Consider the following 12,893-nt stretch of genomic DNA (forward strand, 5'->3'; position numbering starts at 1 on the left):
ACTTTCTCTAAAGATTAGAGAAAAAATCTATAATAATATAAATTTCAATAAATAAAATCTAACCTTTTACACTACTGTAAAAGGTTTTTCTTTTATTTAAGTATTTTATGCGAAATATTTTCTAATTTTATACTACTTAAAATCTTTATTATCATGAAAAACTTATTTTTTGTATGTACGCTGCTGATATGCAGTGCATTTGCTCCTACACTAAAAGCTCAGGCATCAGATCCATATTTGGGACAAATTGCTTTTGTTCCTTATAATTTTGCCCCGAAAAACTGGGCAGAATGCAACGGACAACTTCTTCCTATCGCTCAAAACCAAGCTCTTTTTGCTCTTCTAGGGACTACTTACGGAGGAAACGGAACAACTACATTTGCCTTACCCGATATGAGGGGAAGGGTACTTGTACATAACGGCCAGGCTCCCGGAGGCCCTACAACATATACCATGGGCCAAATCGGAGGAACAGAAAGTGTGACATTAACGGTAACACAAATACCACCACACAATCACACGGTAAATGCCGTAACCGCTGATGGGAATCAAAATTCCCCAACCAACAGTCTTCCTGCTGACACCAAAATTCTTGACAAAGAATATTCTGATGCTGCAGCCAATACCACAATGAAAAGTACAATGGTGAATAATACGGGAGGAGGTCAGCCTCACGAAAACAGACCCCCGTTTATAACCTTGAAATGTATTATTTCATTGGTAGGAGTCTTTCCAACCCAAAACTAATTATTATGAAAATTCTTTACTTAGTAGGTCTCGCTCTCGGAAGCTCAGCTTTTGCGCAGACGATAACTTTTACCGGATGTTCTAATCTGTTTAGCAGTCCTCCCAATACGTATATATTTAATAAAACCGGAGTAGATACTTTTAATAAAAACATCTATATGACCACTCCTATTGATGGTGGACAGGATTGTAGCGGACTGGGAACCTGTGAGTTCAAAATTCAGTGGAACAATGCTCTTACAAGGTGGGAATTTCTTGGTGATGAAGGATATGGAACATTTACCACTCCCTCTTTACTTTATTATAATTCGACAGGAAATAATGCACTTCCTATTCCCCCAGGCAATACTGTGGGAACGTGGGTAGAAAATACAGCTGTTACAAATGGACAATGCGGAGGAAATCTCACTGCAGGAAATTCCACCATGACAGGTGATGTACAGACTACAACATTGGGAACTTCAGAGCTTTCTAAAAATAAAATCCAGATCTTCCCTAATCCGGTGATCGATTTTATCCGTATTTCGGGTATTGATGACGGACTGTCTGTTCAGATTTATAATATTGATGGACGCCTGGTAAAATCTGAAGCATTTGATTCAAAAATTGATGTTTCACAACTTGTTCCTGGTGGGTATATTTTAAAGATAAGTACCAGAAATTTTCAGACTCACCAGTTTAAATTCGTGAAAAAATAAATTACTTTTAAAGAATAAAAACATTTAAAGCTTTCGGAAATACCGGAAGCTTTATTTTTTTAGAAGGAATATTTTTTGCATGAACCGGAGTATGCCATCAAGTGTTGTAAACCATTTCATTTATATCCCTGAAACTGAAATATTGAGAATTATATATCAGTCAGGAGCGGTTTATGACTATCTGAAGGTTCCTGCTGATATTGTTCAAAAATTTGGAAAAGCAAGATCTAAAGGGCAATTCCTGAATAAAGTTATCAAGCCCAGATTCAAATATATAAAGGTTAAATAAAAAATGTCTCCATTGGAATGGAGACATTTTATTGAATATTTTAGTCTTATAAAGAATAATTCGGAGCTTCCTGTGTAATAATCACATCGTGCGGGTGGGATTCTTTCAGTCCGCTTCCAGTAATCATGACCAGTTTAGAATCTTTCTGAAGTGTTTCAATATCTTTTGCACCACAGTATCCCATACCTGCTCTCAGACCTCCTGTCAGCTGAAAAATTACATCTTCCAATTTTCCTTTATGCGGAACTCTTCCTTCAATTCCTTCCGGAACAAATTTCTTAGCTTCACTCTGGAAATATCTTTCTTTACCTCCTCTCTTCATTGCTGAAAGGCTACCCATCCCTTGATAAGATTTGAATTTTCTTCCCTGGAAGATAATTTCTTCTCCCGGTGCTTCGTCGGTTCCTGCTAAAAGCGAACCCAGCATTACTGCACCTGCTCCACTAGCAATCGCTTTAACGATATCTCCTGAAAGTTTGATACCTCCGTCAGCAATTACCGTGACATTTTGAGACTTGGCATATTCGTAAACATTATAAATAGCGGATAACTGAGGTACTCCTACTCCTGCAACCACTCTGGTTGTACAGATAGAACCTGGTCCCACTCCTACTTTCAGCACATTAGCACCTGCTTCAATAAGATCTTTAGCTGCCTCGGCAGTTACAATATTTCCTCCTACAACATCAAGATTCGGATATGCTTTTCTGATTTCTGAGATTTTGTCTAAAACTCCTTTAGAATGACCATGTGCAGAATCGATTGCTACGATATCAACACCTGCCTGTACCAAAGCTTCAATTCTGGCCAGCGTATCTTCTCCTACTCCTACTCCTGCTCCTACGATAAGACGTCCATTCTCATCCTTATTGGCATTAGGATATTCCAATTGATTATCAATATCCTTGATGGTAATTAATCCTACAAGTTTATTATCTTTATCTACAATAGGAAGTTTTTCAACCCTGTTCTTAAGAAGGATTTCTTTAGCTTTTTCAAGATTGGTATCTTTATCTGAAGTGATCAGATTATCTTTGGTCATGATCTCTTCCACTTTCATATCAAGATTTTCCTGATACTTTACATCTCTGTTGGTAATAATTCCGATCAGAACATTATCAGCATCCACTACCGGTAAGCCAGAAATTTTGAATTTAGCCATCATTTCTTTAGCCTGTCCTAAAGTATGGTCTTTAGATAAAGTTACCGGATCCGAAATCATTCCGTTTTCGGAACGTTTCACACGGTTTACCTGAGCAGCCTGCTCAGCAATCGGCATGTTTTTGTGAATAAAGCCTAACCCTCCCACTCTCGCTAAAGCAATAGCCAGATCAGCTTCAGTAACAGTGTCCATCGCAGCGGAAACTATCGGAACATTCAGCGTGATTTTGTCGGTAAGTCTTGATTTTAATGAAACCTGATTAGGTAAAACTTCTGAATAAGAAGGGACTAGAAGAACGTCATCGAAAGTGATGGCTGTCTCTACAATTTTGTTATGAATAGACATCTTTACTTTCTTTGCAAAATTAGGTTATTTTAACGAGATATGAAAATCCTTTTTGATAGTTTAAATAAAATTTAATAATCAATAACTTAAATCGAAAAAACCGTTCTTTTATCAGAACGGTTACGGTACAAAATAATTGAATATGTAGAAACTACTTGTTATATATTATAATTTTTGATTAAAAGCCTACTTAATAACCTTACCATTTTCATCCAGATTTTCAATGTGTGTCTGATTATTTTTATCGACATATACTTGTAATCTTACTTTTCCTTTACTGTCACGGATAAAAATACCCACATCTCCATTAGCTGTCTTACCCGCAAATAAACGTTCATTGGTTAATCTTCCCTGTTCCCTGAGTTTTGCATATGCTTTTTTGCTTGCAACGGGATCATTTAATTTTTTCAAAGAATCCTCAAACTTAATCATTGCTTCCAGTGGAAAATCATCAGGCCGGTCCCAGAGTTTCAAGCCATATACTCTTTTTTTATCATTCCCTGCTGATTCGGAATATTGCAGCTGCATGATCTGATCGGTCTTCCTCTGATCTACAGAATACACCATTCCCGATTCTTTTTCATTACCATCATATACAAGACCTCCACATTCGTCTCCCAAAGCGTTGAAGAAAATAATTCCTGCAGCTCTTTCACGAGGTTTTAACGCTTTATGATTTACCAATCCGGGATGTTGACGTTCTTTGTTACTGATCACCATTTTTAATGTTCCATCTTTCTCTACGACATTGATGCGCTCTACATCTATTTCTTTAAAACGTTCGTTGGAAGACTGATTTTTAAATGCGAGAAAGAAAAACATAGCACACAGTACAGTAAGTACAACGGCATAGATTTTAAGGATCCTGACTTCTCTCATTAATTTTTCCATGTTCAGACAGTTTAGAGATTTATACGTTGATTATTGGGTAGAAACAGAGTTGATCATCTTTGAGATATCATTTGCTGTAAAATTTCCTTTTACATCTACAAACACCATTTCATTGGCATTGGAACCTACGGTAAGCAGCATATTTTTAATAACATCTCCATCCTGCTTTACCATTATATTGATATTATCTCCATCATGTTTTATAGTTGCCCATTCTTCATAATGATGATTATTCAGATATTGGACATAGTCGTTGAGCATTTGCTGACTTCCGTTGGTAACCGTAAGCAGCTTTATTTTTGAAGCCTTCCTGATCAGACTGATCGTCTCTTCACTTTCTCCGTCCTCCCTCAGAGCCTTTTTAATATATGATTTGGCAAGAACCATCGGAACATTAATACTTGCAAACTGAGCTCCTTTAAAATCATATTTTGAATTCTGAAAAAAATCAATATTAGGCTTTTCCGAAACGATACACGACTGCAGCATACCTATGGTCAGAATAACGAGGAAAATGTTTTTAAGAGTTTTCATAGTTGGGCTTATTATTTGATCTGTCTGAAACTTCCTCCTGAAACTTTATCTACCTTTGCATCCAGTTCCGGATTTCCTTTCAGCTTCACAGATGCTCCTGATGAAACACTTACTTTTAGTTTATCGGTAACCAGCAAAGAAAGACTTGCTCCAGAAGTAGATTCTGCCACAGCCGTTGCAATCTTAAGGTCATCTGCCTTACAGGAAGCCCCACTGCTCGCATCAATTACGGCAGAATTTGTGGCTCCGGATAAGCTTATGCTGGCTCCGCTTGAAGCATCCAATACCAGTTTATCGGCTTTAATTTCAGCATTCAAAACGGAACCGGAGTTCACTGCAACAGCTGCTGCCTGTCTCACATTGAATGTCCCTTTAATAATGGAACCTGATCCCGCATCAATCTCCATACTGTTTTCTGTAACAGGATTCACTGCTGTAAAAACACTTCCCGATGAAGTCTTAATCCCATAAAGATTAGGTGCTGAAACATTCACATTAAGGTTTCTAAATCTAAGATTACGTACTCCTTTATTATCAACATATATCTTTAAAACTCCATTTTCCACTCTGGTAATCACATATTGAAGCTTGTCGGCATCTGCAATGACTTTTACACTTCTCGGATTTTCCTGCTTAAAAGTAACATTCACTCCTACACTGGCATCTATTCTTGAGAACTCCCCTACATTTCTGCTGTCACCATTTAAATAGGAAGAGGTGTTATCTGACGTAAGGCTGCTTCTCATGGAAGAGGTAACAGATGATGTTGCTGTTTCACCGGAATTGATGATTTTGTTTACATCAGACAGTTTCATTTTTCCATTAAGAATAAAAATAATATTCTCTTCCTTTGAGTCAACGTTGAACACAAGATTTTCCAGATAATTATCTTTTTCATCTTCAGCAAGAAACTTCATAGAAGTTCCTTCACTGTTCATGGACATCAGCTCATTGAAATTAAGAGACCTTAAAGCTTTGTTCACTCTATCCGTTTTCTCCTCATTCATCTTTATATTGGCCAGGTTTTCATCTTTAAGACGATCCGGAAAAGTAATTTTGGGGATAATCAGGATCTTAAGGCCATCTACTTCATTCAAAATAGGTTTTATTTTCCCTACATAGGCATCATTCACATCAATGGTGTTCAATAGTTTGAACATCGGTTTTTTGATATTGATAGAGGTTACTCCTCCGTTTTTTTCAAAATCCTGAAAAAGCTTATCCAGTTTATCAGTCTGTGCAGAATAGGTTGCAAAACTGCTTAACATTATGGCTATTATAAAAAATATTTTTTTCATGGGATTGATCTGATTTTTAGTATTCGCTGTCAAGATTTTCATTTTTCTGAGAAGATGCTACTGTTTTTTTAAATTCATTTCCTAATTTCATAAAGGAATATTTGGCAACATCTATGGCTTCTTTTTCACTGCTGATTCTTTTTCCGTTGACAATTACATAGGAGTCATTATAAGCTGTCGTAGAATCATTTACACTTCTGTTACCGGAGGCATTGCTGACATATCTGGGTCTTGTTTCCTTTTTAAGTCTTCCTCTTTTGGGTAAAATGTCATCCATTACATCTTTTTCTGCCACCTGGTTTTCCTGAAATACAGAATCTTTCTTCGCACCGGAAATAGAATCTGTATGGTTAACAGCTACCTGCTCCTGGTGATCACTGTTCTCTTCAATAAACCCTGATTTCTGCTTCAGGATTTCATCCTTTACCAATTTTTCCCTATCCTGAACGTCCGTATTATAGGTATTCAGGAAAAAACCGATACTGAAAACCAGTATTACACCGGCGGCCATCCAGAACCATTTGGGAAAGGAGGGTTTCTTTTTTCCATCCAATGGAATAACAGGTGCAATATCCTGTTCAGGTTCCGCACCTTCTGTAGTCTGAAGAAAGTCTTCAAAGCTCCAGTCCATTTTTTCTTCCCTGATCTCCTGGAAGATTTCGTTGTATTTATCTTGTAATTGATCTTTTTTCATAGCTCATCAGTTGTGAGATTTGTTCTTTTACTTTTTGTCTCGCACGCATCAGGTTTACCCTTACCGCATTTTCCTCCATTTCCAGCATTTCAGAAATTTCGGAAACATCATATTCTTCTACATCTTTCAAGTGGATGACCATCTTCTGTTTTTCAGGGAGCTGATTGATAAATCCTACAATATGTTCCTTAAGGTTATCAACTTCCATACTGTAAAGCTCCGAGCGATGAAGCTGCATATCCGCAAAGCCGATCTTTACATCGTGATGCTTCAGCCGGTTCAGGCATTCGTTCCGGACAGACTTCAGCGCATAGGATTTAAAATTCCCGAACTGCTCAAGCTCATCCCTCTTCTGCCAAAACTTCATCATGAGATCCTGTACAACATCTTCTGCTTCATCACTGCTCATGACAAACCGTTTCGCAAAACGATACATCTCGTCTTTGAGAATAAACACCGTATTCTTGAAAGTTTCTTGGGTCATGAGTTTTGTTTCTTATAGGTAAGACAACTGCCGTTACATATCTATTACATCAAAAATAAAAAAACTTCAAAAAAAATTTGAAGTTTTTATTTTTTGTCAAGAAGCTGCTTGAGAAATGCAATCTCCGCATCCTTGTCTTTAAGCCTTTGTTCGTATTGCTCTATTAACTTTTCAGGAAGTTGATTTTGATAAATAAACCCATTATTACCTCCATGAACGTTATCATAATTAAAAGATAATCCATCTCCGCTTAAAAAATCAAGAACACTTACTTCCAAAACTTTTGCTATATCTTCTACCTGAGAAAAAGCGGGCTTGCTTTTATCGTTCTCAAAATTGGAATAGGTTTTCTGGGAGACATTCAATACTTCCGCAAGATACTCCTGGGTAAAGTTCTTATTGATCCTCGCTTTTTTCAGTTTTTCTCCTAGCGTCATAGCACAATGTATTTTTACCAAAATTACATATTTTTTTCTTTTAGAAAAATAATACGGAAACCAGTATTTTTCTACTGCATTGTTTCAGTTTATTATTCACACATTTGTAGAGTAATAAAAAAAGTATATATTTAACTACCAAAAAACAAATGCTTATGAAGAAAAATTTAATTTTCCGGCTTTTCCTGCCGATGTTTCTTTTTACCCTGTTTCATTCCTGTATACAGGATGAAATTTATTCTTCTGTAGATCCCACATCGAAAGAATATGCTTCCAAAAGTCTTTGGAAAGAAGATGAGACTTATATTAAAAATGTAATGAAAGTCTACTTTGAGAATGAATCAAAAATTAAAAAAGTAAATGGGATTATTTACTGGGATTATGCCACTACAGTAGGAACTTATAATGAAAATTTTCTGATGGTACCTGTAGTAGAAAACGGGAAGGTGACCTCTGTACTACAGGTTCCAAGAAAAAATAATAATATCTACTTCTATTTTACTGATTTCAGTAACCATATTGCTTTTTTTCAAAATCTTCTTTTTTCAAAATATAAGAAAAAGGTATATCCAAATAATAACGCCAACCTTGCCGCAAGGGACATTATATGTACAACAAGTTATTATTCTGTATGGATGCCGGATAATGAAAACAATCCTGATCCTGATACAGGGCCAGGGCACTGGGAAAGTTATTCTGTGGTAAAATGTGAAGAACGTCCCGATCTAAATGACTGTCAGGGCGTATTAGGTCCTAATGGAGAATGTCCTGGAACAGGCAACGATATACCAGGAGAAGGAGGTTTTCCTTATCCAGGGGAAAATCTGTCTCCTTTAGAGAATCCGAAAGATCCTTGCAAAAAATTGAAAACACAAAATGCTGATCCCAATTTTAAAGCTAAAGTTTCATCATTAGACAAAAGTGAAATTTTCGATAAAAGCCAAGAAACTGGGTTTGCAGCAGCCTATGGAACCCAACCTTTTGAACAAATGTCTAATACTTCTGATGGAAATGTAAGATTACCTGATGGAAACAAATATTTTGGATATATGCATTCTCATCTAAATCTAGATGGAGTAGTAAAAATATTCTCACCTTATGATATCGTTACTTTTTTAACAAGCTGTGTAACTAATGCAAAATTAAAGGGGAGTATGACAGATGCCTATGCAATGGTCATAACCTCACAAGGAAACTATATCCTAAAATATTCAGGAGATGGTAACTTTGCAATTACCAATGGGCAACTAAACAACTGGCAAACCTGGTATAGGGATGAATATAGTAAACTTAAAGACAGCGAATTGTCTAATTCAAATATTGTAGAAAAAATATTTACACAATTTTTGGAAGAACAGGTTAAAATTAACGGTTTGGAAGTATATAAATCTGATAAAACTACAGGTGACACAAGTAAGCTTAACTATAATGGAAAAGATAATCCAATACAAACAATACCATGTCCATAAAAATTTAAAAATTTAATTATGAAAAATGTACTCCTACTTATACTATTTATATCTGCCATTTCATGCAGAGCACAACAAATTTATTCATTAAGACCGGCAGAAATTGACCTCCCAGAAAATTCTTACCAAAAAGATACAAACAATGAACTACCTGCTTATGAGGGAACTTGGAAAGGGGCATGGGATAATAAAACAATTTTTATTACTTTTAAAAAGATTACTAATAAATATGATAATAATTTTAAACATTATAAAGATTATCTAATAGCCAAATTTAAAGTTATAGATTTAAATAATAATATAATTTTTGATAATACAAACTTAACAGATGATACAGCTAAAATTAAAGGTGTAAGTTTTAGGAGATATGGAGACAAATATTCTCTTGTCTTTATTGATCCAGATTTATGTAATACTACTGGTAGTATTGCCATTAATTTCACAGACTCTAGTAAAACTAAATTAGACTGGAAATATCTTTATAATAATGAGATTATAACATCAGATTGCCCTTATTACAATACTGCGATTCCTCAGCCATTGCCAAAACAAATTATATTAATAAAACAATAAACAAAGGCTCTTCGGAGGCTTTTTCAAATGATGAAATGAAACAAATATTATTTATTTTAATCTTTTTATCTGCTTGGTTTAACGCTCAGGTTATAAAAGATTCAATTTTAGGGAAACCAAAATTCGTAAAAGAATACGTAGTTTTTCTAAATAATTCTGGTCCATTTACCTTTATGAAGGGTGATGATGAATATGGACATGCTGTAATCATGACTCCCAAAAATCTAAGAAGCAGAATGTGGGAGACATGGTTTGAAACAGATTTCTGCCGGTATATAAATAATGAAACTTACTATGATAAAAACCGGAATATAACAAAAGAAACGTGGTATTACAAATCAGGAGAAATTGTTGATGATTATGATTATACATTTGATAGTCTTAATAGGTTAATTGAAGAAAAAAGGAAAAACAAATACTCCGAAATCTCTTATCATTATTTTTACAATGGAAATAATAAAACCGTAAAATTTAAAGAAGCCTACTACAAAACTAAGGATAAGCCTATGGAAAAATACATACGCAATCTTGAAAGTTTCAAACCTCTATATATAACTAAATTTGATACTCTAACAAGAACAGACAGTATTTTTACAATAACAAATGATATTTGGAAAAAGGTAGGTGAGCGTTCTTATACTGAGGTTAAAGATTCTATTTATCATAAGAAACTAAATCATATAAAAATTTATGATAATCAATATAGGGTAATTGAAGAAAAATCTTTTGACCATAAACTTGATTATGAAAACAAAAAAATATTTTTAAGCAAGCATATGAAATACGAATATGATAAATCCGGAAATCTAATACAGAGAGCTGAAATTAAAGACGGAAAGTATCATTATTATACTATACTTGAAAAGGGTAAAATAATCGCAGAAGAAAAAGATGGTAATTATGAAAAACCCATGTCAATCACTTATACTTATACCAAAGATCAAAAATTAGAAAGAACAACAGCACACTACAATAATAATATTTGGTATGATATCCGATTTGAATATAAAGGTAATTATATCACCAATATGACTTACCTTAATAAAATCGGAATGGAAGATAAAAACATAGTTCCTAAATTAATAACTTTCAAATATAAGTTTGACAAACAAAAAAACTGGATAGAAATGATTAAGAATGTGGACGGAAAAGATCTTTATAAATGGGTGAGAGAAATTGAATATTATCGATGAGAAATTATGAAAAACCAAATTAAAATCCCAAGCCCGTGCCCTGAAAACTGGAAAAATATGCAAGACTTTCCTTCCGGGAAATTCTGCGAAAAATGTTCTAAATGTGTCATAGATTTTACTGATAAAACAGATATCCAAATTAATGAAATTCTTCAGATGGCTAATGGACAGGAAATCTGCGGAAGAATTTCAAAACGATCATTAGCTATAGCTGCTGCAGGAATTATTTTAATTACCAATCTTACTTTTGTTCAGGCGCAGACTCAAAACAATTCTGAGATTACCACTGAACAAAAAGGAAGAGCTATCACACAAGTTTCAGGAAAACTGATCTTCAAAAGAACAAAAAAGGAAATATCCAATGCTGAAGTTTTCTTCATCTGCAAATCAAAATATATAAAAACAATAACAGATGAAAATTGAAATTTCACTTTAGAAATACCCAGTGAGTTGATTAAAAGAAAAAATGTTTTGTACTTTAATTTTGACAAATTAAATAATGAAACCTATAAAAATTCCAACAGAGAAGTACCCAATACAATAAATGCAGATATTTACGAAAACACTTCAATTATCTTTTCCAAAAATGAACAAATAAATGAGAAAGAATTTCAGATTGATTCTAAACCTTCATATATAGGAGGTGTAGCAATTATGTCTGAAAGCCCACCTGATTATTATTATTTCAATGGAAAAAGTATGAGTGAAAAGAAATTTGATACGTTGAAAAAAGAAAATCCAAATTATCAATATTTCTTTTTCAAGGATAGGGAAGCAGAAATTATATCTGGTAAAGAATATCTGGATAGTCTGCAATTATTATTCTCAAACTAAAAAGCAAACCCTCAGAAATTTTCTGAGGGTTCTATCTATATCTATTGAATTAATACGCATCAAAAATATGTTTCAGAATCGCTTTATCCTCTTCTGTTAAAGTGACTTTTCTTCTTGCCATGGCTCTTTCCGCTACTTCATATACTTTATCCAATTTGAACCTTTCATCATCTTTCAATCCGCCCCATGAAAAGTTTTCTACAAGATTGGGTGGAAAGCCTGGTTTAAAGATATTGGATGCTACCCCTACTACCGTTCCTGTATTCAACTGGGTATTGATTGCTGTTTTGGAATGATCTCCCATAATAAGGCCGGCAAACTGCAATCCTGTATCTTCAAAAGCTTTCGCTCTGTAGTTCCAGAATTTTACGTTTCCATAATTGTTTTTCATGTTCGAAGAATTGGTATCAGCTCCGAAATTACACCATTCTCCAATCACAGAGTTTCCTACAAAACCTTCGTGTCCTTTACTGGAATATCCAAATATAATGATGTTGTTTACCTCACCTCCTACTTTACAATGTGGCCCTACCGTAGTTGCCCCATAGATCTTAGCTCCAAGATTAAATTTGGAATCATCACAAAGCGCTATCGGTCCGCGAAGATGACAGCCTTCCATGATCTCAGTATTTTTACCGATATAAATCTTACCTGTTTTTGTATTGATCGTGGAGAATTCAATATAAGCTCCTTCTTCAATAAACAGATCTTTTTTATCTCCTAAAAATCCATTGGTTGAAGACAATTCCTGTGAAGTTCTTCCTTTCGTCAGCAGATCAAAGTCAAAATTAATTGCGTGATGGTTATAGGTAAACAGATCTTTCGGTCTCTTAAAGAAGATGAGGTCTTCTTTGATATCTGTCATTTTCTCAATCTGGTTCAGAGAAAAGCCTTTCATATTGATTTTAGCGGCGATCAATTCATCTTCATAAACCAGGGCTTCTCCCTGCTTAAGATCTTTAATCTGTTGAATAACGGTTTCTGTCGGAAGAAAATTTGGAACCAGAAAAAGACTTTCTTTCTCCTCCGGGCTTTTAAATTTCTCCTGAAGATACATTTCTGTGAAGTAGGTTACCTCAGTGTTTTCCAGGATTTTCTGCCACCTTTCAGAAAATGTAAGAATTCCGCATCGCATAGCGGCAACCGGACGGGTAAAAGTAAGCGGAAGAAAGTCTTCCCAATATTGTGCGTCTGAAAATACTAACTGCATCATTCAGTTTTTTTAGTTTAAGGTTTAAAATTCAA

16 protein-coding genes are annotated in these 12,893 nt (G+C 34.8%); 8 read left to right on the forward strand and 8 right to left on the reverse strand.

The genetic code is table 11. The features are described 5' to 3' along the window. The first annotated feature begins 153 nt into the window (after positions 1–153). From AC3FI7_RS14175 to AC3FI7_RS14185, 3 genes are all read left to right on the forward strand, one after another. Positions 154–747, forward strand: coding sequence for a phage tail protein (locus tag AC3FI7_RS14175; RefSeq protein WP_142725517.1), 594 nt, complete (start codon positions 154–156; stop codon positions 745–747). Positions 748–752: 5 nt separating this feature from the next. After that, positions 753–1,445, forward strand: a complete 693-nt coding sequence (locus tag AC3FI7_RS14180; protein WP_491460360.1) for a T9SS type A sorting domain-containing protein — start codon at positions 753–755, stop codon at positions 1,443–1,445. 91 nt (positions 1,446–1,536) lie between these two features. Continuing rightward, on the forward strand, positions 1,537–1,734 hold the full coding sequence (locus tag AC3FI7_RS14185; protein ID WP_142725519.1) for a KTSC domain-containing protein: 198 nt from the start codon (positions 1,537–1,539) through the stop codon (positions 1,732–1,734). Between the two features lie 46 nt (positions 1,735–1,780). On the opposite strand, the gene guaB is transcribed toward AC3FI7_RS14185, so the two are convergent. The 7 genes from guaB to AC3FI7_RS14220 form a co-directional block, all read right to left on the reverse strand. Then, complete coding sequence (gene guaB / locus AC3FI7_RS14190) at positions 1,781–3,241, reverse strand: IMP dehydrogenase (protein ID WP_142725520.1); 1,461 nt, start codon at positions 3,239–3,241, stop codon at positions 1,781–1,783. A 186-nt stretch (positions 3,242–3,427) separates the two neighbouring features. Continuing rightward, positions 3,428–4,132 (reverse strand): hypothetical protein, encoded by a 705-nt coding sequence (locus AC3FI7_RS14195; protein ID WP_142725521.1) that lies wholly within the window; start codon positions 4,130–4,132, stop codon positions 3,428–3,430. Between the two features lie 30 nt (positions 4,133–4,162). Then, a complete protein-coding gene (locus tag AC3FI7_RS14200; protein ID WP_491460361.1) occupies positions 4,163–4,666 on the reverse strand; it encodes a DUF4252 domain-containing protein in 504 nt (167 codons plus the stop codon). Positions 4,667–4,677: 11 nt separating this feature from the next. After that, positions 4,678–5,964 carry a DUF4252 domain-containing protein gene (locus tag AC3FI7_RS14205; protein ID WP_228451295.1) on the reverse strand — a complete coding sequence of 429 codons (1,287 nt, stop codon included), beginning with the start codon at positions 5,962–5,964 and terminating at the stop codon, positions 4,678–4,680. 16 nt (positions 5,965–5,980) lie between these two features. Beyond that, positions 5,981–6,658 carry a hypothetical protein gene (locus AC3FI7_RS14210; RefSeq protein ID WP_142725523.1) on the reverse strand — a complete coding sequence of 226 codons (678 nt, stop codon included), beginning with the start codon at positions 6,656–6,658 and terminating at the stop codon, positions 5,981–5,983. After that, positions 6,633–7,142: a GFO_1088 family ECF-type sigma factor gene (locus tag AC3FI7_RS14215; RefSeq protein WP_002976192.1), complete on the reverse strand. Its 510-nt coding sequence runs from the start codon at positions 7,140–7,142 to the stop codon at positions 6,633–6,635. The genes AC3FI7_RS14210 and AC3FI7_RS14215 overlap by 26 nt, the downstream gene beginning before the upstream one ends. 86 nt (positions 7,143–7,228) lie before the next feature. Next, on the reverse strand, positions 7,229–7,579 hold the full coding sequence (locus tag AC3FI7_RS14220) for a helix-turn-helix domain-containing protein (RefSeq protein WP_491460362.1): 351 nt from the start codon (positions 7,577–7,579) through the stop codon (positions 7,229–7,231). 155 nt (positions 7,580–7,734) lie between these two features. Between AC3FI7_RS14220 and AC3FI7_RS14225 the strand changes: the two genes are divergently transcribed. The 5 genes from AC3FI7_RS14225 to AC3FI7_RS14245 are packed head-to-tail and all read left to right on the forward strand — an operon-like array spanning position 7,735 to position 11,648. After that, a complete protein-coding gene (locus tag AC3FI7_RS14225; protein WP_491460363.1) occupies positions 7,735–9,048 on the forward strand; it encodes a hypothetical protein in 1,314 nt (437 codons plus the stop codon). A gap of 18 nt (positions 9,049–9,066) precedes the next feature. Beyond that, the gene (locus tag AC3FI7_RS14230; protein WP_491460364.1) at positions 9,067–9,621 is read left to right on the forward strand and encodes a DUF6705 family protein; all 555 of its coding nucleotides are present in this window, start codon (positions 9,067–9,069) and stop codon (positions 9,619–9,621) included. A gap of 35 nt (positions 9,622–9,656) precedes the next feature. Then, a complete protein-coding gene (locus AC3FI7_RS14235; RefSeq protein ID WP_491460365.1) occupies positions 9,657–10,814 on the forward strand; it encodes a hypothetical protein in 1,158 nt (385 codons plus the stop codon). Positions 10,815–10,820: 6 nt separating this feature from the next. Then, positions 10,821–11,237 (forward strand): hypothetical protein, encoded by a 417-nt coding sequence (locus tag AC3FI7_RS14240; protein WP_491460366.1) that lies wholly within the window; start codon positions 10,821–10,823, stop codon positions 11,235–11,237. A gap of 27 nt (positions 11,238–11,264) precedes the next feature. Then, the gene (locus AC3FI7_RS14245) at positions 11,265–11,648 is read left to right on the forward strand and encodes a hypothetical protein (RefSeq protein ID WP_491460367.1); all 384 of its coding nucleotides are present in this window, start codon (positions 11,265–11,267) and stop codon (positions 11,646–11,648) included. A gap of 49 nt (positions 11,649–11,697) precedes the next feature. Here the strand turns inward: AC3FI7_RS14245 and AC3FI7_RS14250 are convergent, their stop codons facing one another. After that, positions 11,698–12,858, reverse strand: coding sequence for a putative sugar nucleotidyl transferase (locus AC3FI7_RS14250; RefSeq protein WP_343660068.1), 1,161 nt, complete (start codon positions 12,856–12,858; stop codon positions 11,698–11,700). Positions 12,859–12,893 lie beyond the last annotated feature (35 nt).

The organism is Chryseobacterium sp. TQ-BC-N36, assembly GCF_058382295.1.

Coding starts and splice junctions, on each gene's coding strand:
- AC3FI7_RS14175 (WP_142725517.1), top strand. CDS start 154: ATGAAAAACTTATTTTTTGTATGTACGCTGCTGATATGCAGTGCATTT.
- AC3FI7_RS14180 (WP_491460360.1), top strand. CDS start 753: ATGAAAATTCTTTACTTAGTAGGTCTCGCTCTCGGAAGCTCAGCTTTT.
- AC3FI7_RS14185 (WP_142725519.1), top strand. CDS start 1,537: ATGCCATCAAGTGTTGTAAACCATTTCATTTATATCCCTGAAACTGAA.
- guaB (WP_142725520.1), bottom strand. CDS start 3,241: ATGTCTATTCATAACAAAATTGTAGAGACAGCCATCACTTTCGATGAC.
- AC3FI7_RS14195 (WP_142725521.1), bottom strand. CDS start 4,132: ATGGAAAAATTAATGAGAGAAGTCAGGATCCTTAAAATCTATGCCGTT.
- AC3FI7_RS14200 (WP_491460361.1), bottom strand. CDS start 4,666: ATGAAAACTCTTAAAAACATTTTCCTCGTTATTCTGACCATAGGTATG.
- AC3FI7_RS14205 (WP_228451295.1), bottom strand. CDS start 5,964: ATGAAAAAAATATTTTTTATAATAGCCATAATGTTAAGCAGTTTTGCA.
- AC3FI7_RS14210 (WP_142725523.1), bottom strand. CDS start 6,658: ATGAAAAAAGATCAATTACAAGATAAATACAACGAAATCTTCCAGGAG.
- AC3FI7_RS14215 (WP_002976192.1), bottom strand. CDS start 7,142: ATGACCCAAGAAACTTTCAAGAATACGGTGTTTATTCTCAAAGACGAG.
- AC3FI7_RS14220 (WP_491460362.1), bottom strand. CDS start 7,579: ATGACGCTAGGAGAAAAACTGAAAAAAGCGAGGATCAATAAGAACTTT.
- AC3FI7_RS14225 (WP_491460363.1), top strand. CDS start 7,735: ATGAAGAAAAATTTAATTTTCCGGCTTTTCCTGCCGATGTTTCTTTTT.
- AC3FI7_RS14230 (WP_491460364.1), top strand. CDS start 9,067: ATGAAAAATGTACTCCTACTTATACTATTTATATCTGCCATTTCATGC.
- AC3FI7_RS14235 (WP_491460365.1), top strand. CDS start 9,657: ATGAAACAAATATTATTTATTTTAATCTTTTTATCTGCTTGGTTTAAC.
- AC3FI7_RS14240 (WP_491460366.1), top strand. CDS start 10,821: ATGAAAAACCAAATTAAAATCCCAAGCCCGTGCCCTGAAAACTGGAAA.
- AC3FI7_RS14250 (WP_343660068.1), bottom strand. CDS start 12,858: ATGCAGTTAGTATTTTCAGACGCACAATATTGGGAAGACTTTCTTCCG.